Here is a 24,123-nt window from a genome sequence, read left to right as displayed (position 1 = left end):
GGTGCTTCGGCCGGGTGGTATGTTGGCTGACATGTCCACCCCTGAGGTTCGTTTGACCCGTGAGAGGGATTTGTATCTCGCGGTACTTCGAGTCCTGGACGCTGCTGAGCCCCTTCCACTCTTGCAGGATGTCCTGGCGGGCCTGGTCGAGCTGTCGGGCGCGCAGCGTGCCGGATTGGAGCTCTACGATGACGGCGAGGCGGCGCAGCGGGAGTGGGCGCTGTTCCATGGCTGCTCGGAACTGGAGCGCGAGGAGATTCGCGCGTTGACGTCGCGAGGCATCGTCGCCTCGGCGATTGCCGCCGGCAGGACGGTGCATACGGCGCATGCGCTCCTGGACGCGCGCTTCTCGGGCTCCGCCAGCGTCAAGTCCCAGCGCCTGGAGGCGGTGCTCTGTGTGCCATTGACGGGCCGGCTGCCAGGGGTGCTCTATCTGGAGGGGAAGCGAGGGGCGGGGCCATTCGAGGAGGGACTGGTGACGCTGGTGGAGTCGGTGGCGCGCTTCCTGGGGGCGGCGGCCGAGCGGGCCTTGCTTCGACGGGGGGCGGACCGGGACGACCCGACGCGAACGTTCCGGGAGCGGCTGCAGCTCGAGGGCATCATCGGTCGGAGCCCCGCGCTGGCGCGGGTGTTCGGGCAGCTCGCTGTCGCCGCGCCGCTGGATGTCACGGTGATGATTGGAGGGGCGTCGGGCACGGGGAAGACGCAGCTGGCGCAGGCGCTCCACCTCAACAGCAAGCGCAGGCTGGGGCCCTTCGTGGAGCTCAACTGCGCGGCGGTGCCCGAGGGGCTGTTCGAGAGCGAGTTCTTCGGGGCCTTTCCCGGGGCCTTCCCAGGGGCTCGGAGGACGATGGGGAAGGTGGAGGCCGCGGAGGGAGGGACGCTCTTCCTCGATGAAATCGCGGAGATTCCCCTGGCCTCGCAGGCCAAGCTGCTCCAGTTGTTGCAGTCGCGGCAGTATTTCCCGCTGGCCAGTCCGAAGCCCTTCAAGGCGAACATCCGCCTGGTGGCGGCGAGCAACGCGGACCTGGAGCAGCTCGTCCGCGAGCGGCGCTTCCGGGAGGACCTGTTCTACCGGCTCAATGTCCTGACGGTGCGCATGCCCTCGCTGTCGGAGCGACGGGAGGACATCGTCCCGCTGGTGGATGGGTTGGTGGAGAGGCTGTCGGAGGAGAACGGTCTGCCGTGCCTGAGACCGTCCCCGGCCTGCTACGCCACCTGTGAGACGGCGGAGTGGCCCGGCAATGTCAGACAGCTGCGTCACCGCCTGGAGGCGGCCCTCATCCGCGCGAGCGCCGAGGCGGCGGTGAGTCTGGAGCCACGCCATTTGTTCGAGGGCATGGAATCCCAGGGCGCGATGCCTGTGTCCTTCCACGAGGCGACGCGCCGCTTCCAGCGGGATTTGCTGCGCCGGGAGCTGGAGGCCTCGGATTGGAGCGTGACGGAGGTCGCTCGGCGGCTCGACCTCACGCGTCAGCATATCTACAACCTGATGAAGGCCTTCGGTCTCAGTCGGGATTCATAGCTGTCGGTCGTGAAGTCTCAATACGTTGTTTCAAGGGAGGAGCGTTCCATGCCTGATACGCAATTCTTCAACCTGTCCACGTTCAAGCCGCAGTCCTCGGCCAAGTTGCTGAAGAACTGGTGGGCGCCGGATACCAATCAAGTCGCCGTTGGGGGATACGGTGGGTTCAAGGTTCGGGTGGTGAACACGAGCATTTCGGATTTCGAGTTCAATCTGTTGTCACCTGAGGGGGATAGGGAGAGTAAAAATCTTAAGGTTGATCTCGCCGATCTCGCACATGTATGGGCCGGGCACTCGAGCGCCATCTATGCCAACCCTGGGGAGTGTGGCTATTTGCTTCTGTCGAAGGCGTACCTGGAGTTCGCGAAGGTCACCAACCCGCTGGACTTCTCCGACGGGAAGGGGAAGTGGCCGTTCGGGGCGGACCTCTGGGCGGGGCTCATCGAGAATCTGATGCGACGCAATGGCGCCGTGTTGGGGCCCGATGCCGCGCAAGCCGGCAGGGTGCTCGTGAATGCGCTCAAGGCGAAGAAGAACGAGCTGCGGTGAGCGCATGCATCTGACCATTATCGGGTATTCGGCCATCCAGGACCGAGAGATCGAGCCAGTCATCTTCCGGGTGGATGGCTTCAGCAATCCCCGGCGGAGGTTCGCTCGCTGCCAGACGGTGGAAGCGCTCAAGCCCCTTGTCGAAGAGGTGGTGTACCGGGCGGGTCCGCTGTCGCGGCTGGACATCTACGGTCATGGCTCCGCCGGTTCACTGACATTGGGAGATGAGGGGCAGGAGGTGGTAACACCGGACGAGAAGACCTGGGAGAACATCCTGGGGCTGTCCGACCTGCTCGATGACACGGCTGAGGTGCGGTTGCTCGGATGCGAGACGGGAACGCTCGCCGCGGGGCGCCGGGTCCTGAGGGGGCTGCAGGAGAAGCTGTCGACAGGCACGAAACGGCGAACGGTCTGGGGAGCCATCGCGGCGCTCGATTATCCTGACTTCGGTCCCGAAGGATTCAGTCCGGAGGTTGCCCGGCAGTTCTTGATATCGGGCGGGATGGTGAAGAACCCGCTCATCTCCCTCTATCGCGACAGCAGCGGTTTGTTCTTCTCCTATTCGGGGCAGGAGGCATCGAAGGGCTTCCTCCCCTGGGGCTATCTCCCCGCGGGGGTGCGGAAGCTGCCGGACGTCGTGGGGGACGAGCAGTTCTCGGTGGAAGACATCGAGGTGCTGGCTTTCGTGTCCCAACGCATCGTCGGGATTCGACAACGACCGGCGGGGGAATGGTCGCTCTTCCGCTGGGCCGGTGAGGGAGATGCGCCGAGCCGTGAGCAGTTGGAGTCGCATTTGAAGAACCGCTGAGCCGTCGGCGTCTCGCGACGTCGAATCTGTTTCAGGAGGCTGCCTCGGGGCGTGACGGAGTTCTTCCGTCGCGAAGAGGGGGATGTGTCTCCTCGAGGTGCAGGGGCCGTGTGAAGTCTGTTCGAGAGCGTGGCCGCCGGACGACGGCGGCGCGCCTCTCCCTGTTGTTCCATGCGGAGGATGTCATGAAAACTGTCTTGGCTCTTGTCGTGTCTGGAGGGTTTGCCCTTTTCCCGAGCATTGTGTCCGCGCAATCCCTGGCACCACCGGGGGTGGGGTCTTTGTCTGTGCCTGCAGTGGCTCCCGTGGCTCCAGGTGCTCCCGTGGCTCGTGCTGCAGGCGACCATCTGTACCTGGTCCACGAATTCGCCCGAGGTCTCGAAGGCCTACTTCGGTGAAAAGAGTCTGAGCTTGCTGGAATACTTCTCGTTCAACGGGATGCTGAGCGACGGCAAGAGCATTGGGGCGAAGCTGATCGGCTTCCGCATCTTCGACAACCTCCAATTGGGCATCTACACCGCCATCACTGATGACAAGACCACTGTCCGCAATGACGACTCACCGGATGAGACCGCCAAGGAGAGCAATCTCGAGAACTTCATCGAGTCGGTAGGGAACCTGACCCTTACGGCAGAGCTCCCCCTGATGGCGATCATCCCTCCGTCGCCCGCGGCCGGCGCGGGACTGCGCAGCATTGCCTCCATGAGTGTCATGGGGCTCATCAACGCGGACGTCGAGCCGCTCGGCGTCTCCTCGGACAATGGGGTTCGGGTGAGCCAGCTCGGCCTGCGCTTCTATGGACAGAAGGCCGCCATCGACGATGGAAACGTCGCGGCGTTCGCCGAGGCGAACATGGGCGGCTTGTGGGGCACCGCCGACTTCTTCTCGTCCATCGGCCAGCCCGGCCGCCGCGTGGCCCTCTACGGCAAGGCGACCGTCGGACTGCTCCTGTTCAGGCGGTTCCGGCTCAACCTCAATAAGGTCATCATGGGCCCCGAGAAGATGCGGTGGCCCTGGATCCTCTCCGTGGCGGTGGCCCCCTTTGCGCCATGAGGCACACGCGACTCAGGTGGTTTGCGGGGGTGCTCTGAATCCCAGGTTCCACTACACTTCCAGGAAACCTGTGACTCCCAGTTGGAGACGAATGATGTTCAGTGTCTTTCCGCGCACCCTGCGAAGCCTCGCCGCCATGGCGGCCCTCCTGTCCCTGACCGCCTGTGGCGACGACGACGACGACACTCCCGAGCCGCCCGGGCCCCTGGCGTGTGACGCCTCCACCTACGCCGAGGCCGTGCGCAACGCGGCGGAGCCCACGAGCGCCGACATCTCCACGGACCTGTGGGCCATCAGCCCGTCCAACACGAAGCTCGTCTGGAACGAGGACAAGACGGCCGTGCGCATGGCCATCTGGACCACGTTCCAGGGTTACACGGTGGGCCAGAACACGCTGACCCGCGAGGTGTGGGTCACCCCCGCGCCGCAGCTGCAGACGTTCTGCAAGACGGTGCCCCAGGACAAGCTGGTGGCGCGCGTCAACCAGTACCTGGGCCTGCCCCCCGCGGGCGAGAGCGACAACGGGCGCTACATCGTCGAGCTGTGGGTGAAGCCCTCGGACATGTTCCGCCCCTGCCCGGACTCGGAGATCGACGACGGCAGCTGCGGCCTGCAGTTCCCCGAGTCCGCCACCAACGAGCACAAGAACTGGATGAACGCGTACTTCGCCTCCAGCTACGGCTTCTGGCAGCGCACGCAGTACCCGTGGACCGGCCTGGGCTACACGTATGACTGGTGCAACGCCGACACGCACGTCGGCGCCAGCGAGTACGTGGTCCGCTCCGGCTCCATCGTCGACGTGACGGGCAAGTTCGAGCGCGCCGTCTACTGCGCGCAGTAGTCGCCGCACCGCCCTCCGGTCCGCTCACCTGAGCCGTGAGCGGGCCGTGGGCTCCAACTGCAACGTCTCCGGCTCCGCCTTCAGCTTCGCGCGCAGCCCGGGGCGCACCGTCTCCTTCCAGCCGCGTGAGCCCTCCAGCCGCTCCACGTGCGCGCGGTACGCCTCCCGACTCGCGAACCGCGTGAAGTAGACGACCACGTGCTCCCCCTCGCGCACGGGCAGCGCGGGGAAGGTGTTCGTCGCGTGCTCGCTCTGGAACACCGCCAGGGGCGTGGCCCCCGCCATCGTCAGCTCCGGCACCAGCTTCCCCTCGACGTACTCCAGGAACGCCGCGTCCACGGGCGCGTCGCGGTGGAGAATCGTCGCCACGATGAGTGAGCCGGGCACCTCGCGCGCCTCCACGCCCGGGCGTGCCTGGGACGACGCGGGGAACCCCCGTCGGCCCGGGAGCGGCTTCAGCAGGAGCACGTTCGACGAGTCCAGCATCGTCGCGTTCGCGGCCTCCCGGTGCGCCTTCCACACCGGGCCGCCATAGAAGGACCTCAGCGCCGCCTCGCGCGCCACCATGTCCGGGAAGCCGCGCAGCCACACGAAGCGCTCGGGCCTCGCCGCGTCCCGGAACTGACCGACGAGCCGGGCGCCTCGCTCCTCCTGGCTCTCGATGAACTCCCGCTCGAACAGCGAGACGAGCACGTCCCGCTGCCCCTCGCGCAGCGTGTACTGCCTCAACTCCAGCACGGCGCAGCATTCATCCGACGACGGTTTCACGGGCGTGGCTCCAGCACCGGAGGCCGGCGGGAGCGCGTGGGCCGTCCACGTCAGGGACCCGCAGAGAACGAGGAGGGGCAGTCGCATCGGGCCTTCCGGAAGAAGAAGGCCCCACGGTACGGACGAACTAGGACAGTTCCGGTCCTCATTCGGACGGCCCGCGCCGCGCGGCTCAGGGCACGTAGGCGACGCAGTCGATCTCCACCATCAGCCCCTCGTCGGGAAGCGCCGACACCTGCACGGTGGTGCGCGCGGGGCGGTGTCCGGCGAAGACGCGCTCGTAGACGGCGTTCATCCGGCGGAAGTCCTTCATGTCCGTCAGGAAGACGCCGCAGCGCAGGACGTGCTGGAGGCTGGAGCCGCCCGCCACGAGGATGCGCTCGAGGTTTCGCAGCACCTGCTCCGTCTGCGCCTCGATTCCCTCCGCCTGCTTCCCGGTGGCCGGGTCCGTGGCGGCCTGTCCGGAGACGAAGAGCAGCGACTCCAGCTTCATCGCGGGCGAGTAGGGCCCCACGGGCTTGGGCAGCCCCGGCGCGCTCACGACTTCGTGTTTCGTCGACGTCATGGGTGGATGCCTCCTGGAGCCAGGGACCCCACATGACCTCCCAGGGCGAGTCAAGTGGGTCCGGTTCAAGGAAAAGCGTGATACAGCGTGCGTCGACACGCGCGGGTCCTTCCGCGTGGCACGCGCCCCGGCGCGTAGGCCCGTGATTCACGCTCGGGTCCTGGGAGGGTGACAGATGCAGTCGAGATGCGTCTTGCAACGCCTGGTCTTGATGCTGTGCTGTGCCGTGGTGTGGTCGTGCGAGCAACAGCGCGACCTGCCCGCGGCGGAGGATGCGCTCGCCCTGGCCCGGAGCTACTTCCCGGAGCTCGCCACGGACGAGGCCGCCCCCAGGCGCTTCTCCTCGTCGGACACACCGGCCTCCAGTACGGACGCGCGGGCGCTGACGGCCCGGCTCACCGGGAGCGGGACGCTGGAGATTTCCACCCGGGGGCTGTCCTTCCGGGTCGAGTCGTCGCCGGGTGAGGCCGACCACGGGACGCCGCGCCACGAGGGCGCCGTGTCGTACGTGGGCGAGCGGCACTTCTTCTTCCCGGTGGGCGGCTTCGCGGCGCTGAGCCAGGGCTGGCGCGGCTCGCGCATCGAGGAGGCCTGGGTGGTGGACGCCTCCGAGCCCACCCACCGCGCCGAGTACCGTGTCACGCTCCCGGCCACGGTGACGCGGCTGCGGGACACGGGCGAGGTCCTCGAGTTCCTCGACGAGGACGGCGCGCCGGTGCTGCGCTTCCACCCGTCCGAGGTCCGTGACGCGGAAGGCACCTCCCGTCGCGGGACGGCGCGGCTGTCGGGCGTGCGCGCGAGCGCCGTCGCGAAGGTGTTCGACGTCGTGGCGCCTCAGGTGGGAATCGTCTCGGAGGTCGCGCTCGCGGGGCTCCAGGCGCCGCTGGTGGTTGACCCCGGCTGGTCCTCGACGGCGGTGATGGCGACCGCGCGGGCCCAGCATGCCGCCATCCCGCTGACGGATGGCTCCGTCCTGGCGGTGGGCGGCGTCAACAGCCTGGGCTTCGTCACCAGCGCGGAGCGGTTCGACCCCGCGCGGGGCGCCTGGTCCGCCGTCGCGGCCCCGGGCATCACCGGCAATACGTCGGTCGGCGTGATGCTGCCGACGGGCAGGGCCGTCGCCTTCATGGACGGCAGCCTGACGGGGCGCCTGTTCGACGCGACGACGAACACCTGGACCGCCACGGGCGCGATGGCCGCGAGCCGCTCGCTGCCGACCGCCACGCTGCTGTCCTCGGGGCAGGTGCTGGTGGCGGGTGGCTCCAGCCTGGCGACGGCGGAGCTGTACGACCCGACGACGAACACCTTCACGGCCACGGCCTCCATGTCCACCGCCCGCCGCGCCCACGTCGCCGCGCGGCTGAGGGATGGTCGGGTGCTGGTGGTCAGCGGCTTCAACCCTGGGGGTGGGAACGTCCCCAGCGCGGAGCTCTACGACCCCACCTCCGGGACCTGGACGCTCGCGGCTCCGCCCCTGGTGCCGCGTCATTACGCGACAGGGACGCAGCTGCCCGATGGGCGCGTGCTGCTCGCGGGCGGCCGCTCGGGCGCGAATGTCGTCACGCACGCGGAGCTCTACGACCCGGTGGCCAACACCTGGACCGCGACGGGCGCGCTGCGGCTTCCCCGCAACGGCCACACGGCCACGCTGCTCCCGGATGGGAAGGTCGTGGTGATGGGCGGCTCGGATGACGCGAGGGTGGGACAGGCCGTCTCGGAAATCTATGACCCGGCGACGGGGACCTGGAGCGACGCGGGCACGTTGGCCACGGGCCGCGAGAACGCGACCGCCACGCTGCTCGTCACCGGGCAGGTGCTGGTCGCCGGCGGCTTCAACCAGTCGGGTGGAGCCACGGTCTTCACCGCGGAGACGGACCGCTACGAGGCCTCCAGCTCCCGCTGGACGCCGGCCGGCGCGCTGGCGACGGGGCGTGAGGGTCTGTCGGCGGTGCTCTTGCCCTCGGGGCAGGTGCTGGTCGCCGGAGGCCGCGCGGACACGGGCGTGCTCGGCGACGTGGAGCGCTACACGCCCGCGAGTGACGCGTGGTCCGCCGCGGCCCCGATGAGCACGACGCGCGAGCGCGCCACGTTGACGCTGCTGCGCTCGGGACAGGTGCTCGCCGTCGGTGGCGCCAACAACGGCGGTGCGCGCCTGTCCTCGGCGGAGCGGTACGACCCGACGACGGACACCTGGACTCCGGCGGGGAACATGGCGGGCGCGCGCGATGGCCACACCGCGACGCTGCTCGCGACAGGCGACGTGCTGGTGACGGGTGGACGGCTCGCGGGCGTGACGGAGATCTACGACGTGGCCGCCAACACCTGGCGTCCGGTGGCCACGACTCCGGAGACTCGCACGAACCACGCCGCGGTGCTGCTGCCGGACGGTCGGGTGCTGGTGGCGGGCGGGCGCTTCAGCTCGACGTCGGTCAACTCGGTGGAGCTGTATGACCCGGCCCTGGACACGTGGTCCCCCGCCGCGTCGCTCGCGGAGGGCCGGGCCCACTTCTCGCTGACCCTGCTGCCATCCGGGCGGGTGCTGGCCGCGGGTGGCCTTTCCCCCACGGCCGAGACGGCGACCGCGGAGCTGTACGACCCGACGACCAACACCTGGTCTCCGGCGGGGACGCTCACGACGGCGCGGGCCCATCACTCCGCCGCGCTGCTGCCCTCCGGGCGCGTGCTCGTCGCGGGTGGCGAGGGCGGGGGGAGCGTGCTGAACAGCGCGGAGCTGTACGACCCGGTGACGAACACCTGGCAGCCCGCAGCGAACCTGCCCGAGGGCCGGACGCTCTCGAAGCTCATCGTGTTGTCCACCGGCGAAGCGCTGACCTTCGGCGGGCAGGACGCGGGCGGTGCCTGGCTGGCGAGCGCCTCGCGCTACGAGGACACGGGCGCGCAGCCCGCCTGGCGGCCGACGGTGGCCACGCCGGACCAGGTCCCCATCGGCTGTCCGGTGAGCATCACCGGCACGGGGTTCCAGGGCATCTCCGGGGCCAGCTCGGGTGACTACCGCGACTCCTCTGCGGCCTTCCCGCAGGTGCGCCTGCAGGCCAACGAGGGCCGGCGGCTGTGGAGCCTGCCGGGCAGCGACATGTCCGCCACGGGCGTGACGGCCACCATCCCCGCGAGCGTGACGCCGGGCGCGTATGTGCTCTCCGTCTTCGCCAACGGCGTGGGCGGTGGACGCGTGGTGCGCGCGGTGACGAACACGGCGCCCACCGTGCAGGGCCTGACGGCCCTGTCGAGCAACGGGGCGCCCGCGGAGGTGACGCTGACGGGCACGGACGCGGAGGGCTCCGCGCTCACGTTCATCATCGTCACGCCGCCGGCGCACGGCACGCTCACGGGCACGCCGCCCGACCTCACGTACACGCCGAACCCGGGTTACATCGGACCGGACAGCTTCACGTACCGGGCGCGCGACTGCGGGCTCGACAGCAACGAGGCCACGGTGACGGTCGACGTGACCGATGACCCGCCGACGCTCACCTGTCCGGCGGACCTGGTGGTGGACGCCACGAGCGCGGCCGGCGCGGTGGTGACCTATCCCCCGGCCACGGCGTCCGACAACGGCGGGCCCGCGCCCACGGTGACTTACTCGCACCCCTCGGGCAGCACGCTGCCTTTGGGCGACACGACGGTGACGGTGACGGCGGAGGACGCGGGCGGCCAGCAGGTCACCTGCACCTTCCTGGTGACGGTGCGCGACACGACGGCGCCCACGCTGACGTGCCCCGCCGACATCCAGGTCCAGTCCGACGCGCAGGGCGGCGCGGAGGTGACCTACAGCGTGCCGCCTCCGACGGACACCGCTGGCGCCGTCACCGTGACGACGTCGCACCCGTCCGGCTCGCGCTTCCCGACGGGCCGCACGCGCGTCACCGTCACCGCGACGGACGCCTCGGGGAACGCCTCCCGGTGCGAGTTCGACGTCACCGTGCAGACCTTCGTGGTGCGCATCGCCGGCGGCAGCTGCCAGGCGGCGGGCGGTGGAGCGAACCTGGCGTTGGTGGTGCTGGCGGTGCTCGCCGTGTGGGCGAATCGTCGTCGTGGCCGCGAGGAGGCGGGTCGATGAGCGCCTCGAATCCTCTCCTCCGACTCTTCAGCTCGAAGGACCTTCCCTTGCGTAAATCGGCACGGATGTGTGTGCTCGCCGCGGCGCTGGCCTCGGCGGGCGGAGCCTCGGCGCAGACGACCTCCACTCCCCTGAGCCCCTTCGACGCGGAGCGGCTGCGGCTGAACGCGTCGGCGGTCGACTCGCTGACGGTGGACACCGGGCGGCTGCTCAACGAGGGCGGCTACCGGCTCAGCCTGCTCGTGGGGTACGAGCGCGGCATCCTGGTGCTGGAGGGCAGCGACGGCAGCGAGCGCTCCATCCTCCACTACCGCACGTCGGCCTGGGTGCAGGGCGCGTGGTCGCCGGTGGACCGGTTGGAGCTGTCCGCGCGGCTGCCCGTCATCATCCACCAGGGCGGCCATGGCGAGGGCATGTACGTCGGCATCTCCACGCCGTCGTCCTCGGGCCTGGGCACGCCGGAAGTGGGCGCGCGCTACTCGCTCTTGCGTCGCGACGAGGGCGCGCCCTTGTCGCTCGCGGTGGGGCTCGACGTGGGGCTCCCGGGTGGACGCGCGAGCGCCTTCGGTCGACAGGAGCACTGGGCGGGCCTGCAGTTCTCGCCCCGAGTCTCGCTCGGCCGCGAGGTGGGCATGTTCGCGCTGGGCGCCAGCGCGGGCGCGCGCATCCGGTCCACGGAGGTGAACCCGGGCCGCGACGTGGGCACGGAGCTGGAGCAGTCCGTGGTGGTGGCCACGCGCGGCGAGGGGCTGCGCGGCGAGCTGGCGCTGCAGGTGGCCGAGTCGCTGGTGCAGCCCGACGTGGCGGTGGAGCTGCTCGGCGGCGTGCGGCTTCCCATCGGTCACGGCTTCGAGGTGAACGCGCTCGCCGGGAAGGGCTTCACGAACATCCCCGGCACGCCCGCGTGGCGGCTGGGCGCGGGAATCGCCTGGGCGCACAACCCCGCCCGCGAGGACGTCTGCCAGGGCGGACGCAAGCACACGCCCGAGCAGTGCCCGGACAACGACGACGACAACGACGGTGTGCTCAACAAGTCCGACCGCTGCCCGAACGAGGCGGGCTCGGCGGACAACGAGGGCTGCCCGGACCCGGACTCGGATGGCGACGGCGTGCCGGACCGGAACGACGCGTGCCCGAACGAGGCCGGCAGCAAGGACGCGGGTGGCTGCCCGGACAAGGACGGCGACGGCGTGCCGGACGCGAAGGACCAGTGCCCGGACGAGAAGGGCACGGCGGAGAACCAGGGCTGCCCCGCCACGAAGGACACGGATGGCGACGGCGTCCCGGATGACCAGGACAAGTGCCCGGACGAGAAGGGCACGGCGGAGAACCAGGGCTGCCCCGCGGCGAAGGACACGGACGGCGACGGCGTGCCGGACGGCGAGGACAAGTGCCCCGACCAGAAGGGCACGGCGGAGAACCAGGGCTGCCCGGCCGCGAAGGACACGGACGGTGACAGCATCCCGGATGACCAGGACCAGTGCCCGAACGAAGCGGGCGTGGCGGGTCGTCAGGGCTGCCCGGAGCCGGCGCCGGTGGAGGAGAAGCTGTCGCTGGCGGACCGTCGCGTCACCTTCACGGTGGGCCGCGCCGAAATCGAGGGCGAGGGCACCAGGGTGCTGGATGACGTGGCCGCGCAGCTGAAGGCGCGTCCGGACGTCGCCATCCGCATCGAGGGCCACACGGACAACACCGGTCCGGAGGAACTCAACCGCACGCTGAGCCAGGAGCGCGCGGAGTCGGTGCGCGCCTACCTCATCAAGCGCGGCATCGACGGCAAGCGCCTGGAGGCCAGGGGCTACGGTCCGTCGCGTCCCATCGCGACGAACGACACCCCGGAAGGCCGCGGCGAGAACCGCCGCGTGGAGTTCATCATCAAGCGGTAACGGCAGGACCTGGAGGCCCGCGGAGCCACGAGGCTCCGCGGGCCTTCGGGGGCGGTTCACGCCACGGCGACGTAGGCGGCCACCGCCACCATGCACGCGCCGAACGTCCAGCCCTGGATGCGCAGGGCCCGCTCGGAGCGGAAGCGTCCCAGGATGAGCTTCCCGCCGTAGATCCACGGGAAGTGGCACGCCACGCAGACGACCAGGAAGGCCCCGGTGAGCTGCGCCGTCTGCGCGAGCATCCCGAGCTCCGGCCTCAGGAACTGCGAGAACATCACCAGGACCATCGAGTGGATCTTCGGGTTGAGCGCGACGGCGAGCACGCCCTCGACGAACCCGAGCCGCTCCGGCTCCGCGTCCTCCGCGGTGGGCGCGCGCGTGCCGCGCACGAAGCTCCACGCGAGATGGAGCAGGTACGCCACGCTGCACCAGCGCAGGACGTGCAGCAGCGCGGGCATGCCTTGCAGCGCACGGCCCAGCCCCAACCCGTAGACGAGGCACAGGGCGACGTTGGCCACCTCGAAGCCGAGCCAGAATGGCAGTGTGCCGCGAAGGCCGAAGCGGCCTCCGGCGGTGGCGAGCACCGTGTTGCCGGGGCCCGGACTGAACACCATCGGCACCGTGTAACCGAGGAACATCACCCAGACTTCGACGGGAATCATGGCGCAAGCCCCAAGCCCCCGGCGCGTCCATCGCGTCGGGCACACGCTGGGACAAACTCCATTTCGAGCCCGCTCCCCAGCGAGCTATCCTCGGGCCCTCGATAAAGGGAGCTCATCGAGCATGCGACGCATTCCACCGCTCGGAGCCCTGCGGGCCTTCGAGGCGGGAGCACGGCACCTGAGCTTCACCCGCGCCGCCACCGAGCTGCGCGTCACGCAGGCCGCCATCAGCCATCAGGTGCGTCAGCTGGAGGACTGGCTCGGCGTGTCGCTGTTCGAGCGCCGGGGCCACGCGCTGACGCTGACGCAGAAGGGACAGGCCTACCTGCGCGAGCTCACCCCCGCCTTCGAGCATCTGGCCGAGGCGACCACGCGCCTGTACGAGGCCCAGCCGGGGCCGCTGCGGCTCACCGTGCTGCCCTCGCTCGCCGCGTGTTGGCTGGTGCCCCGGCTCGCGTCCCTGCGTGAGCGACACGAGGCGCTGGAGCTCCAGATTTCGAGCGCCGGCGAGCTGTGGGACTTCCTGGACGACCGCTTCGATGTCGGCCTGCGCTCCGGGCTGGGGAAGTGGACGGGGCTCAAGGCCGAGCTGCTGGCGCCGGAGGGGCTCACGCCCGTGTGTACGCCCGCGCTCGCGAGGCGCCTGCGCTCGCCCTCGGACCTGCGCAAGCTCCGGCTCCTCCACGACACGCCGAAGGACGGCTGGCGGCGCTGGTTGGACGCGGCCGGGGTGGAGGGCGTGGACACCACGAAGGGCTTCGCGTTCAACGACGCGGGGCTTGTGCTCCAGGCCGCGCGTCAGGGGGAGGGCGTGGCGCTGGGCCGGCTGATGCTCGCCGCCGAGGACCTGCGGACCGGACGGCTCGTCCGGCCCTTCGAGACGGTGCTCCCCAACGACTACGGCTACTGGCTCGTCCACCCGCGGCCGCTGTCGGGCCGCTCCGACGTGGCGACGCTGCGCGCCTGGTTGCGCTCCGAGGCGCGCGCCACCGCGCGTTTTGTGGGGCTCGCCGTTACGGGGTAGCCCTGGCCGCGCACGAGAAGTCGGCCGGCGTGCTCCACAGCTGCTGGTCGCCCGTGTCGTCCTTGGCGAAGAAGAAGACGTGCTCGCCCAGGCGGCGGAAGCCCGCGGGCGAGGAGCCCCATGGGCCCGGGGTGATGTCCGCGAGCTGCCCCGTGGTGGCCGACGTGCCCCGCGTGAACCAGGGCTCGGTGGCCCCGTACTCGGACCCGCTGAAGAGCAGCGCGCCGTGGCCCGTGTCGAACAGCGGGGAGCTGGAGTCGAGGCTCAGGTCCAACGGACGATGGATGAACCGGGTGCCCGCGGCGCTGCCATCCGTCACCCACAGCGACACGTCCTGGTGGCCGGGCCCCGTGCCGCCGATGGCCATGGAGAAGTAGAGCTTCCCTCCGGAGCGCAGCGTGCGCTGCAGATAGGGCATGGCATCCGGGCGATTCGCGTAGGGGTTGTCCAGGGTGGTGATGCGCGCCTTGCCGCCGCCCTCCAGCGAGAGGCGCTCCACGTGGAGCGCGCGCATGTTCGACGACAGCGTGCCCAGGTAGACCCAGTCGCCCAGCACGCCGAGCAGCCGCGTGGACCTGCCGAAGGAGTCCAGGCGCACCGTGCCCTGGGCGGTGCCGTCGGTCTTCCACACCTCGTCGTGCGAGCCGTCGTTCATCACGAACAGACCCACGTCGCCCGTCGGGTCCACGTGGTGGACGTACGCGTCACGCGAGTCGACCTTCTTGACGGCGAGCGTCCCGGAGGGCGTGCCGTCGGTGCGCCACAGCGTGGTGCCGCCGCGCTCCGAGGACAGGAAGAAGAGCAGCGAATTGCCCACCTTCAACGAGGTGGACTGGACGATGACGTCGTCGGGGATGAGGGCCACGCGGACGGTGCCGTCGGGCGTTCCATCCGAGCGCCACAGCTCGTGATGCACGTAGGGCGGCTGGGAGTCGAACGTCGCCCGGACGAAGACGAGCACGTCCTCGAGCGCGGTGTGATGCATCAACGACGAGCCCTCCGCGCCGGGCGTCATGTCCTTGAGCAGCCGGCTCCCCGCCTGGGTGCCGTCGCTGACCCACAGCTCGTTGCCGGTGTCGGGGTCGTCGACCTCGAAGAAGACCTTGCGGCCCATGGCCACCAGGCTCCCCAGTCGAGGGGCGCGCCGCGGGGCGGGGGCGAAGCGGTTCACCTCCACGGTGCCCCCGGGGGTTCCATCCGTGCGCCAGAGGGTGGCGCCGCCATCCTGGAAGTTGGTGCCGAAGTAGAGCATCCCGCCCATGTCGACGAGCAGGTCCGTCCCGCGCTGCTTGCCGGCGATGAGGACGGGGCCCGAGCCCGGTGGCGTGATGACCTTCAACCGGGAGGCCGTGCCCTGGGGACAGGCCTGGGCACGGGCTGCGCTTGCGCCCGTGTCGACAGCCTGTGTCGCTTCGGGGCTCGTGGAAACTCCGCACCCCGCCAGTCCGAGTCCCAACAAGGTGCACCAGAGTCTTGCCCGCATGTCCGTTCCTTTCCGGGTCCAAAAAAGCAACGGACGGTGGGGTGGGAGGCCCGGACTTCCAACGTGCTCCGTGGGGAGGGGTTCCCGTTCAGGACACGTCGCATGTCACCTACCAGCGGGCGTTCGGGTCCACCCGCTGGCGCGTCGCCGCGTTGAGGCGGTTCCAGAGGTTGACCAGGCCGATGGACATCACGAGCGCGCCCAGCGCCGGCTCGTCGTAGTGCCGGGCGGCCTCCTGCCAGACGTCGTCGGGCACCGCGTCCGAACGGTCGCTCAAGCGGGTGACGCATTCGGTGAGCGCCAGCGCGGCGCGCTCGGCGTCGGTGAAGTAGGGCGTGTCGCGCCAGGCGGCGACGGCGAACAGCCGCTCCTCGCTCTCACCGGCCTTCCTGGCCGTGCGCGGGTGCATGTCCACGCAGACCGAGCAGCCGTTGATTTGACTGGCGCGCAGGTGGACCAGGTCCAGCGTCTTCTGCGGCACGCCGCCCTGGCTCGTGGCCTTGGAGAGCGCCATCAGCGCGTGCATGGCCTCGGGGACGACCATCGCGGGGTTCTTCATGCGGGAGTTCATGACAGGAGTGCTCCGGGAGCCTCGAAGGGCTCCGGTGGAAGGGAGTTGCTGAACCGCTGTCTGCGTGTCACATCGACGCCGTGCTGCGTCCGGCGCCGCGATGACGGAGCCCCGCGAAAGAATGTGACCGATGGACGAAGAAATTCGGCGAGCCAGGGAGTTCGAGTCCCACCGGATGCACCTTCGGGCCGTGGCGTACCGGATGCTGGGCTCGGTGAGCGAGGCGGAGGACGCGGTGCAGGAGGCCTGGCTCCACGTGAGTCGGGCGGACACCCATGATGTGGTGAATCCCCGGGGCTGGCTGACGACGGTGGTGGCGCGGGTGTGCCTGGACTTCCTGCGCACCCGCAGCTCCCGCCGCGAGGAGTCCGCGGACCTGCAGGGCGTCTCCCGGTTGGAGCATGTGCCCGCCGCGGGCGACCCCGAGCAGGCGTCGCTGATGGCGGACTCGGTGGGCGTGGCGCTGCTGGTGGTGCTGGACGCGCTCAGTCCTCCGGAGCGCATCGCCTTCGTGCTGCACGACCTGTTCTCGCTGTCGTTCGACGACATCGGGCCCATCGTGGGGCGCACGGCGACGGCGGCCCGGCAACTGGCCAGCCGGGCGCGGCGCCGGGTGCATGGGGCCGCGCTCTCTCCAGACGCGGACCTGGGCCGGCAGCGGGAGCTGGTCGCGGCCTTCCATGCGGCGGCGCGGGGCGGGGACCTGGACGCGTTGCTCGCGATATTGGACCCGGACGTGGTGGCGCGCACGGATGCGCGGGTGTTGCCACCCGGGGCGTCGCGGGAGGTCCGGGGCGCGGCGTTCGTCGCGCGTCAGGCCACCCTCGCGTCGGCGCGTGCGCGCTTCACGCAGCTGGCGCTCATCGATGGGCAGGTGGGGCTGGTCATCGCGCCGGGAGGCCGGCTGGTCTCCGTGCTGCGCTTCACCGTGGAGGCAGGGCGCGTGGTGGCCATCGAGTCCATCTTCGACCCCGAGCGGCTGAGCCAGCTCGAGGTGGCGGTGTTCCCCGCCTGAGTCCGTCGCGGCTCACCAGGCGGTGCCGCTCAGGCTGCTCTCTCGCAGGCCGCCTTGGGGGAGCACGGTGAGGAAGCGGCGCGACACCGGGTGCCACGCGGTGGGCTTGAGGGTGGCGTCCTCGTGCAGCTTCTCACCGGTCTCGATGTCCCAGACGGCCGTGCCGGTGTCCGCCGCGCTGGCGAGCAGCAGGTTGCCGTCGCACTCGAAGGCGCCTCGGGGACCTGGGAACCAGCGCAGGAGCTTGCCGGTGGAGACGTCGTGGAAGAGCGCGGCGTCGATGAGCTTGTCGACGTCTCCACCGAAGCCCCACGTCGCGAGGATGCGGGGGCCGACGAAGCAGCGCGGGCCGTCCCAGTAATAGGGGACCTCGCGGAGCCGTCGCTGCGAGGGGCCGTCCTCGGACTCCCAGACGTTCTCCCGCACCCAGCGCCGCAGCGAGAGGCTGGTGAGGATGCCCACCGGGTGCCAGACCCAGCCGTCGTCCACGAGCCACTCGTCGTTGGGGGACACGGTGAGGCCGCAGTGGAAGTAGTCGAGCTCGTGCGCGCGGATGGGTTGATTGGGCTCGCCTCGGGACGGCGGCTCGCGGGCGCTCAGCAGCGCGCCGCTGGCGGGGTCCGACAGGTCCAGCCGGTTCCACCCGGTGGCGTGTACGAGCAGCGTGCGCTCGCCATCGCGGAAGAAGGCGACGGAGTAGTCGCAGTGCTTCGTGTGGTACGAGCCCCGGTCGAGCCGCATCGTCACCGCGCCGGTGGTGAGGTCGACGACGACGCCGTGGCTGCCGCGCAGGTTGACCACGGCGGCGAAGCGGGCGCAGGCGGAGACGTGCAGCGCGAGGGGCGCGGCGAGGTCGAGCGCGGTGTCGCTCACCGAGCCCAGACGGGCGGGGGTGGCCTCGTCGAGGTCCAGGCGGAGCAGGGCGCCCTCCGGGTCCACCGCGAGCCAGCTCGACGCGCCGAGGGCGGCGACGGCGAGCGGTGTACGTCCGGTGAGCGCGGAGCGGCTGTGCTCGCGATGCTCGAAGCGCAGGTCCGTGGCGCGGGAGCGGGACTCGGGGCGGCCGATGACGCCGATGAGGTCGAAGCCACGGGCGACGGTGGCCTGCTGACAGTCGGTGCAGACGGCGCGGTGGGCCTGTCCGGGGTGGCTGACGCGGCCGCAGTCCTCACAGAGCAGGTCCATCCAGGCGCCCCTGCCGGTGAAGCGGACGTAGTAACCCGCGTCCTCGTTCTCGAGCAGGTGGACGCAGCACAGACCCGCGACGGGCGCGGCATGGCCACAGGCGAGTGTCTCCACGGCGGACCTCGAGGTGAAGGTGAGGTCGGCAAGGTACCCGAGCCGCGTTGTCGTCGCATCCGACGCGGGTCGCGGAGGCGCGCCATGGCGTGCGTGGTGGCCGTGCGTTGGCGTCCGGGTCCGCTTGTGTCGAGAAACTCCGTCCGCGCTTCACCTGGGCGCTCGAGTGCGTGCGCCGGTGAGCGGGTGGCCTACCTGAGCGCCGACGCATCGAGCCTTGGGCCAGCCTGGAAGATTCCGCCGCGCGTCCGGTCAGGCGCGGTGGTCCGCCTTGGACGCGTCACTCGCGTCGACGACCTCCACGTTGCGGAAGTCCTCACAGGGCTTGGCGAAGCCGAGCACGTACTTCAGCGTGCGCAGCTCCAGCAGCAGCTTGTTCCAAAGCCTGCGCGGCAGGCTCGGCTTCACGGAGACGGGCAGCGTCAGCGCGCTGTCGTTGAGGTCCAGGTAGTGGCAGGTCGTGCGCCCCAGGCCCTCGAACTCGTGCTCCAGCCCTTGGGCCTTGCCTCGCAGCTCCGGCTCCAGCCGCTGGTGCACCGCGTCGGTCATCAGGACGTACTCGGACACCGGCACGTCGTTCTTCAGCATCCGATGCACGAGGATGACGTCGACGCCCGCCAGCTCCGTGAGGTGCTTCACGCGCTGGAACGCGACTTCTCCGGAGTGGGCCACGAACTTGAGCGTCAGCGAGCCCACCTGCGTGCACCCGTCGCACTTGCACATCCGGTCCACGTCCAACAGCGTCCGCCGCGCGAGGAACGCACGCCGGATGTCGGCGATGCGCTGGGCGAGCGAGCCGTGGTCCTCTCCCACCGCGTAGAAGAACGCCGCGTCGCCTTCCAGCTTGGCGAGCTTGAGCTTCCCCGACGCGTCGATGACCGCCTCGAGCAGTTGCGCCACCGAGTCCTGCGCGTGCGCAAGACTGAAGCGGTGGTGCTTCATGAAGCGGGTGTAGCCGCCGATGTCCGCGATGAGCAGCAGCGCCTTCTCTGTCGCCATTCGGCCAGCAGCGTAGCCCAGCGCCCCGGAGAGGCAAGCCGCCCACCCGGGCTCAGCGCTCCGACTCCACCTCCTCACGAAGGCGGTGCAGGGCCTCCGCGAGCGGATTGTCGGGATGGAGCCTCACCTGGATGGGCATCCCGAGCAGCACCTCCAGCTCCGTGAACCCCTTCAACACCGGCCCCGGCGCCTGGGTGTCGACCTGAATCATCAGGGACTTCTCCCAGGACACGGTCTCCAGCCGGTCATCCGCGGACAGGTACGGCCGCAGGCGTGGCACCATGTCAGCGGCCCCGGGGCTCTTCTTCGCGAAGTACCCGGTGACGATGACGCGCTGGCCCGTGAGCATGAGCGCCCGTCCTCCCTGTCGATGGGCCAGGTACCCCAGCCGAGGACCGAAGTGGCCCTCCTCGAGCAGCACGTGCGCGCCCGCCACGGTGACGGCGCCCTCCAAATCCCGCGCGTAGCGCGCCGCGGCCTCCGCCGAATCGAACAGGGCCCACAGCCGCGTCCGAGTGGCCCTCGGATGCCTCGACGCGAGGGCCTGCTTCAGGTTGGCTTCCCGTGGCATCTCCACCAGCTCCGCCGCGAGCACCGCGCCATGTTCCTGCGCCACCGCGGAGAGGCGGGCCGCGCGCGTATCGAGCGCATCCTCGTCTCCGGCCTCGCCCCAGAAATCCACCAGCCCGTGGAGCTGGTTCGCATGGCGCACGAAGGGGCCGAACTCCGCCGCGTCCAACGCGCGCGCGAGCGCCGGGAGCGACGCCGCGTCCTTCACGCCGAACACCGTGGCCAGCAGGACCTGCGCGTGGACATGGATGCCCGTGTGGACCAGGCGGCCCTTGCGCTTCCACACCCGCGACCGCAGCGCGCGGAAGTCGTCTCCCAGCGTCATGTCGGTGTGCATCAGCACCGCGCGCCCCACCGCGAGCATCACCTGGGGCGCGTACTCATCCGCCGCGACGCGGATGCCCTCGGCCGCCAGCAACGCCTTCCACCGCTCGGGGTATTCACCCCCTGGCTTCCAATCCGGAACGAGCGTCTCCAGATAAGCCGTCGCCTCCTCGGGTGTATCGAAGCGGCCCACGAGCACGCAGTCGCCGCTGTTGTTGCCGGAGAACCCGCGCCACACCCGGACGCCCTCTTCGAGCGCATCCGCGCGTGGCGAGCTCACGCGCGCGCAGCCCGGCAGGGGCGACGGCGTGGACAGCGTCGCCTGATTCTCCTCCCACGCCCGGAGCACGTCCTCCGCCGAGCCGACGGGCAGGCCCGCGCCATGGAACGAGCAGGACTTCAGCTTCCGGTCCGACGTCAGCGTGACGAAGTCGCGTCCCGCGCCGCAGTCACCGCCGAAGAGCCGGGGCACCTCCAGCAGCATGTCCCCGAAGCAGACCGACAGCCGCGTGCGCACCGGGCTCGCCGCCACGATGTCCGTGAGCCGCGCCTCGTCGTCCGCGCCGAGCCGCAGCGCCGCATCCCGCCCCACGTAGCGCAGGAGCGCGACATCGCGGCACCCCAGCGCCTCCAGCCTCCGCAGCCGCTCCGGGAGGCCCGACACCTGCTCCGGCGTGGCGAGCAGGTTCACCCCGAAGGTCTGCCCCGCGCGGGCCAGCCGCGCCACGCTGGCCTCCCAGTCGTTGTCCTCGTACAGGGACACCCGCACCTCACCCAGGTGGGGTTGCAGTCGCGCGAGCCGCTCCTCCGAGAGCAGCACCCCGTTCGTGGTGAAGTGGATGGCCAGCGGCGTGTGCGTCGCCAGCCGCTCGACGAGCGCATCGAAGCCCCGGAACGCGAGCGGCTCCCCGCCACCGAAGGCCACCTCCAGCGTCCCCGCGCGCGCCAGCCCCGAGAGCACCTCGAACGCCGAGTCCACCGTCCAGTCGCTGCGCGCCTCGCGCTCCCGCGAACAGAAACCACACGCCAGGTTGCACGCGTTGGTGATGCCGAAGAGCACCAGCCGGGGCGCGCGGCGTCGCAGGTGCCGTGTCCCGGGGGCATCGAGCCGGAGGTTCGTCCCCGTCTTCCGATGGAACCAGAGGAGGGCACCGTCGAGAGCATGGGGGCGCCAGTCGGGCTGCGGCTGCATGGGGACCTCGTGGGGAGAGCGGCCCCCATACGTCCACCTTCGCACAGCCCTGACTCGATGGCGCGCCCGGTCGAACGCTCGCTCAGCTCCTGGTAGTCCGTGCTCTCACACCACAAGAAACCTTTGCGGGGACCGGGCCGATAACCGGACAGACGCCCCGCTCATCCCCACCCCCCGAGGTTCCAGTCATGGGCATCCGGCTCCCCAGCTTCAACGACGTGAAGAAGACGGTGACCCGCACGGTGGACGACGTGAAGGACACCGTCGTCGACAAGGCCCAGGGCGTGAAGGACACCGTCGTCGACAAGGCCCAGGACGCGAAGAAGGCCGTCGTCGACACCTCGCGCGACGTCTTCGAGGACGTGAAGCGCAACCCCGTCGCGGACGCCTTCAAGAAGGCCATCACCGACCCCAAGGACCTGGCGCGGGACGTGTTCCAGACGGGCCTGCGGACCGCCTACCACGGCGCCAACGCGCTGCTCCCGGACGGCGCGACGAACGTGCTGCTCAAGGGCACGGAGCTGGGCGTGGACGCGCTCGCCAAGACGTCCGAGGTCGTGCTGGGCAAGGACGCCTCGCTCACCGACAGCCTCAAGAAGCTGGGCGAGGTCGACCTGGAGGCCATCAACCGCACCACGGACCCGGTGACGGGCCAGAAGCTCGAGGCCGACTGGACGAAGCTGTGGGGCACGTGGCTGCTGGAGGAGAAGCCGGCGGACCTGGGCACGTGGGACAAGACGACGGACGGCGAGGGCCGCACCGTCGACCGCGTCACCATCACCGATGACAAGTACACCCAGGACCTCGCGGGCCGTCCGCACCAGCAGCAGCTGACCGAGGAGTTCTTCAAGATGTACCCCAACCCCCAGCCGGGCGACGTCTTCCCGCCGACCAGCGGGGACCCGAAGGCCATCGCCGAGGCGAACGACAAGGCCCTGTATCGATTCACCGGCCCCGGCACCTCGGAGGAGAACAAGGACGCGCCGTACACCGCGCTCGAGTGGTTCATGGGCTCGTACAGGACGCAGATCGAGTGCACCGGCATCGACCCGAAGACGGGCAAGCCGAACCTCGAATACAAGGTGACGAACAACTCCCACCTGGAGTCGGGCACGCGCGTGCCCCAGTCCTTCCAGGACAAGGGCCTGCCGGACGCGCTCGTGGGCGACGTCGAGCGCGAGCGGGGCCTGGGCGTCGGCGGCAGCTTCATCCAGGACTTCGTCTGGACGAGCAACGGCGTGGACAATCCCAACAAGTAGCGCACGTCCTCCCGCTGTATCCATGAAGGCCCGGTGGCCCGCGTCGATGCGGCCCCGGGCCTTCTGTCTTTGCGTGACAGAGCCCACGTCCTGGAGTGTTTGTCTTTGTGCGTCAGCTGATTTTCGCGCACATCGGGAAACTAATTCCTACCCGTCGCGATGATAAAGGCATCCCCCAGCCATTCGAGGCGATGTCATGGCCCCCATCTCATCTGTCGACCGTGGAGCAGCCGAGGCAGCCCGCAGGCGCGCGGAGGCGGCGCGAATCGCCGCCCAGGCCCAGGCAGCCGCCGCCAAGGTGAAGGAGGAGGCCGCTCGGAAGCCCCAGCCCCAGCAGACGCTCACCGCGTTCGAGGGGCCTCGGAAGGTGGGCGCGGAGCGGCTGACAGGGGAGAAGGCCTCGCCCGTGGCCAAGGGCCCGCTCGACGCCGCGCCCGCGGACCCCAAGGCTCGCGCGGGCTGGTGGAAGCAGCTGTCCCCCACGGAGCAGATGCAGGCGGTCAGCTCGGACCCGAAGAAGGTCGGCTCCCTGGATGGCCTGCCCGCCTCCGTGCGCGACACCGCGAACCGCCAGCAGCTCAAGAACGAGCTGACCCAGCTCACCGCCGAGGCCGACAAGGCCAAGAAGGACTACCTGGACAACCGCTCGCTGGGAGACAAGCTGCGCGACGCGCTCCGTCCGGGCAGCGCCGCGGACGAGCCCGCGGAGAAGTTCCTCCCGAAGGAGAAGCAGCACCAGCTGGAGAACGCGCGGGCGGTGCAGAAGCAATTGGAGCGGACGGAGAAGGAGGTCGGCTCCGCGCAGCTGCTCGTCTACGACTCCGCCTTCGTCAAGGGCGAGGGGCGCGCGGCCATCGTCGCTGGCAACCTGGACACGGCGAAGCACGTGTCGGTGAGCGTGCCCGGACTCAACTCGGACGTGCGCGACTACATGGACAACATCACCAGCGACGCGCTGAACCTGCACAAGGCCGCGGGCAAGGAGCACGGCGAGGTCGCGACGGTGGCGTGGATGGGCTACGACGCGCCGGGCTTCCAGAACGTGGCGTCCGACAACGCCGCGGAGAATGGCGCGAAGCTGCTCGCCGCGGACGTGGCCGGCATCCGCGCCAGCCGCGAGGGCAACCAGCCCCACCTGACGGTGATTGGCCACAGCTACGGCAGCACCACGGCCTCCATCGCCGCGGACAAGAACGGCCTGCGGGCGGATGACCTGGTGCTCATCGGCAGCCCGGGCGCCGGCAGCGCGAAGTCGGTGAAGGACTACGACGGGCCGCTCGCCAACGGGCACGTCTGGTCCGGCTCGGCCAGCCGGGACTTCGTCTCCTGGCTCAACGGCAGCAACCTGCCGGGAGACCCGCTGGGCCAGGACCCGACCGAGGACCTGTTCGGCGCGAAGCGCTTCACCGCCGAGGCGACGGACCGCGGGGACAAGAGCAACTTCGAGGACCACTCCAAGTACTACCGCGCGGGCTCCGAGTCCCTGGGCAACCTGGCCGACATCGTCACCGGCAACTACGGCGGCGTGGACTCGGCGAAGCACCGCTACGGCGAGCACGACTGGTTCAAGGGCAACCGTGTCATCGACCCGGAGACGCAGCGCCCCGTGTCGTGATGCGGCCTGTGTGACTCAACGCAGGTCCAGCGTGTCA

Annotated in this window: 19 protein-coding genes; 11 read left to right on the top strand and 8 right to left on the bottom strand. The window is 70.1% G+C overall.

All coding sequences use genetic code 11. The features are described 5' to 3' along the window. Window positions 1-121 precede the first annotated feature (121 nt). From OWM54_RS10895 to OWM54_RS10875, 5 genes are all read left to right on the top strand, one after another. Window positions 122-1,525 carry a sigma-54-dependent Fis family transcriptional regulator gene (locus tag OWM54_RS10895; protein ID WP_267697454.1) on the top strand — a complete coding sequence of 468 codons (1,404 nt, stop codon included), beginning with the start codon at window positions 122-124 and terminating at the stop codon, window positions 1,523-1,525. Window positions 1,526-1,573: 48 nt separating this feature from the next. Continuing rightward, entirely contained in the window at window positions 1,574-2,074 is a 501-nt protein-coding gene (locus OWM54_RS10890) for a hypothetical protein (RefSeq protein ID WP_267697453.1), read from the top strand. Between the two features lie 4 nt (window positions 2,075-2,078). Further along, window positions 2,079-2,882, top strand: a complete 804-nt coding sequence (locus tag OWM54_RS10885) for a hypothetical protein (protein WP_267697452.1) — start codon at window positions 2,079-2,081, stop codon at window positions 2,880-2,882. A gap of 330 nt (window positions 2,883-3,212) precedes the next feature. Beyond that, complete coding sequence (locus OWM54_RS10880; RefSeq protein ID WP_267697451.1) at window positions 3,213-3,935, top strand: hypothetical protein; 723 nt, start codon at window positions 3,213-3,215, stop codon at window positions 3,933-3,935. A 94-nt stretch (window positions 3,936-4,029) separates the two neighbouring features. Beyond that, window positions 4,030-4,776 (top strand): hypothetical protein, encoded by a 747-nt coding sequence (locus OWM54_RS10875; protein ID WP_267697450.1) that lies wholly within the window; start codon window positions 4,030-4,032, stop codon window positions 4,774-4,776. Window positions 4,777-4,800: 24 nt separating this feature from the next. Here OWM54_RS10875 and OWM54_RS10870 read toward each other — a convergent pair whose 3' ends face one another. Both OWM54_RS10870 and OWM54_RS10865 read right to left on the bottom strand, forming a co-directional pair. After that, window positions 4,801-5,544, bottom strand: a complete 744-nt coding sequence (locus OWM54_RS10870) for an NIPSNAP family protein (RefSeq protein WP_267697449.1) — start codon at window positions 5,542-5,544, stop codon at window positions 4,801-4,803. A gap of 172 nt (window positions 5,545-5,716) precedes the next feature. Then, window positions 5,717-6,109, bottom strand: coding sequence for a RidA family protein (locus OWM54_RS10865; RefSeq protein WP_074958353.1), 393 nt, complete (start codon window positions 6,107-6,109; stop codon window positions 5,717-5,719). A gap of 193 nt (window positions 6,110-6,302) precedes the next feature. On the opposite strand from OWM54_RS10865, the gene OWM54_RS10860 reads away from it, so the two are divergent. Together OWM54_RS10860 and OWM54_RS10855 are read left to right on the top strand one after the other, a co-directional pair. Continuing rightward, complete coding sequence (locus OWM54_RS10860; RefSeq protein WP_267697448.1) at window positions 6,303-10,187, top strand: kelch repeat-containing protein; 3,885 nt, start codon at window positions 6,303-6,305, stop codon at window positions 10,185-10,187. 47 nt (window positions 10,188-10,234) lie between these two features. Continuing rightward, complete coding sequence (locus tag OWM54_RS10855) at window positions 10,235-12,073, top strand: OmpA family protein (RefSeq protein ID WP_267697447.1); 1,839 nt, start codon at window positions 10,235-10,237, stop codon at window positions 12,071-12,073. A 56-nt stretch (window positions 12,074-12,129) separates the two neighbouring features. On the opposite strand, the gene OWM54_RS10850 is transcribed toward OWM54_RS10855, so the two are convergent. Then, window positions 12,130-12,735: a LysE family translocator gene (locus OWM54_RS10850; protein WP_267697446.1), complete on the bottom strand. Its 606-nt coding sequence runs from the start codon at window positions 12,733-12,735 to the stop codon at window positions 12,130-12,132. Window positions 12,736-12,856: 121 nt separating this feature from the next. Between OWM54_RS10850 and gcvA the strand changes: the two genes are divergently transcribed. Then, window positions 12,857-13,759, top strand: coding sequence for a transcriptional regulator GcvA (gene gcvA / locus OWM54_RS10845; RefSeq protein WP_223784607.1), 903 nt, complete (start codon window positions 12,857-12,859; stop codon window positions 13,757-13,759). Here the strand turns inward: gcvA and OWM54_RS10840 are convergent. After that, window positions 13,749-15,098, bottom strand: a complete 1,350-nt coding sequence (locus OWM54_RS10840) for a hypothetical protein (protein ID WP_267697445.1) — start codon at window positions 15,096-15,098, stop codon at window positions 13,749-13,751. The genes gcvA and OWM54_RS10840 overlap by 11 nt on opposite strands. Window positions 15,099-15,351: 253 nt before the next feature. Then, a complete protein-coding gene (locus OWM54_RS10835; protein WP_141323994.1) occupies window positions 15,352-15,813 on the bottom strand; it encodes a carboxymuconolactone decarboxylase family protein in 462 nt (153 codons plus the stop codon). A gap of 130 nt (window positions 15,814-15,943) precedes the next feature. Here OWM54_RS10835 and OWM54_RS10830 point away from each other — a divergent pair, with 130 nt between their 5' ends. Then, entirely contained in the window at window positions 15,944-16,828 is an 885-nt protein-coding gene (locus OWM54_RS10830) for a sigma-70 family RNA polymerase sigma factor (protein WP_267697444.1), read from the top strand. Window positions 16,829-16,840: 12 nt separating this feature from the next. On the opposite strand, the gene OWM54_RS10825 is transcribed toward OWM54_RS10830, so the two are convergent. The 3 genes from OWM54_RS10825 to OWM54_RS10815 all read right to left on the bottom strand — a co-directional run bounded on the left by OWM54_RS10825 (window position 16,841) and on the right by OWM54_RS10815 (window position 21,212). Next, window positions 16,841-18,127: a hypothetical protein gene (locus OWM54_RS10825; RefSeq protein ID WP_267697443.1), complete on the bottom strand. Its 1,287-nt coding sequence runs from the start codon at window positions 18,125-18,127 to the stop codon at window positions 16,841-16,843. A 252-nt stretch (window positions 18,128-18,379) separates the two neighbouring features. Next, a complete protein-coding gene (locus OWM54_RS10820) occupies window positions 18,380-19,126 on the bottom strand; it encodes a DUF2652 domain-containing protein (protein ID WP_223784610.1) in 747 nt (248 codons plus the stop codon). 52 nt (window positions 19,127-19,178) lie between these two features. Next, window positions 19,179-21,212 carry a radical SAM protein gene (locus OWM54_RS10815; protein WP_267697442.1) on the bottom strand — a complete coding sequence of 678 codons (2,034 nt, stop codon included), beginning with the start codon at window positions 21,210-21,212 and terminating at the stop codon, window positions 19,179-19,181. 188 nt (window positions 21,213-21,400) lie between these two features. On the opposite strand from OWM54_RS10815, the gene OWM54_RS10810 reads away from it, so the two are divergent. Beyond that, window positions 21,401-22,471 (top strand): hypothetical protein, encoded by a 1,071-nt coding sequence (locus OWM54_RS10810; protein ID WP_267697441.1) that lies wholly within the window; start codon window positions 21,401-21,403, stop codon window positions 22,469-22,471. A 196-nt stretch (window positions 22,472-22,667) separates the two neighbouring features. Beyond that, window positions 22,668-24,086, top strand: a complete 1,419-nt coding sequence (locus tag OWM54_RS10805) for an alpha/beta hydrolase (RefSeq protein ID WP_267697440.1) — start codon at window positions 22,668-22,670, stop codon at window positions 24,084-24,086. The last annotated feature ends 37 nt before the right edge of the window (window positions 24,087-24,123 follow it).

It is taken from the genome of Myxococcus sp. MISCRS1 (assembly GCF_026626605.1).
In the GTDB taxonomy this organism is placed as follows: domain Bacteria; phylum Myxococcota; class Myxococcia; order Myxococcales; family Myxococcaceae; genus Myxococcus; species Myxococcus fulvus.
This window is presented reverse-complemented; position numbering and strand designations above follow the sequence as displayed.

What these genes read in the sequence shown, in the direction of transcription:
- OWM54_RS10890 (WP_267697453.1), top strand. Translation starts at nt 1,574, where the DNA reads ATGCCTGATACGCAATTCTTCAACCTGTCCACGTTCAAGCCGCAGTCC.
- OWM54_RS10885 (WP_267697452.1), top strand. Translation starts at nt 2,079, where the DNA reads ATGCATCTGACCATTATCGGGTATTCGGCCATCCAGGACCGAGAGATC.
- OWM54_RS10875 (WP_267697450.1), top strand. Translation starts at nt 4,030, where the DNA reads ATGTTCAGTGTCTTTCCGCGCACCCTGCGAAGCCTCGCCGCCATGGCG.
- OWM54_RS10865 (WP_074958353.1), bottom strand. Translation starts at nt 6,109, where the DNA reads ATGACGTCGACGAAACACGAAGTCGTGAGCGCGCCGGGGCTGCCCAAG.
- OWM54_RS10850 (WP_267697446.1), bottom strand. Translation starts at nt 12,735, where the DNA reads ATGATTCCCGTCGAAGTCTGGGTGATGTTCCTCGGTTACACGGTGCCG.
- gcvA (WP_223784607.1), top strand. Translation starts at nt 12,857, where the DNA reads ATGCGACGCATTCCACCGCTCGGAGCCCTGCGGGCCTTCGAGGCGGGA.
- OWM54_RS10835 (WP_141323994.1), bottom strand. Translation starts at nt 15,813, where the DNA reads ATGAACTCCCGCATGAAGAACCCCGCGATGGTCGTCCCCGAGGCCATG.
- OWM54_RS10830 (WP_267697444.1), top strand. Translation starts at nt 15,944, where the DNA reads ATGGACGAAGAAATTCGGCGAGCCAGGGAGTTCGAGTCCCACCGGATG.
- OWM54_RS10820 (WP_223784610.1), bottom strand. Translation starts at nt 19,126, where the DNA reads ATGGCGACAGAGAAGGCGCTGCTGCTCATCGCGGACATCGGCGGCTAC.
- OWM54_RS10815 (WP_267697442.1), bottom strand. Translation starts at nt 21,212, where the DNA reads ATGCAGCCGCAGCCCGACTGGCGCCCCCATGCTCTCGACGGTGCCCTC.
- OWM54_RS10810 (WP_267697441.1), top strand. Translation starts at nt 21,401, where the DNA reads ATGGGCATCCGGCTCCCCAGCTTCAACGACGTGAAGAAGACGGTGACC.
- OWM54_RS10805 (WP_267697440.1), top strand. Translation starts at nt 22,668, where the DNA reads ATGGCCCCCATCTCATCTGTCGACCGTGGAGCAGCCGAGGCAGCCCGC.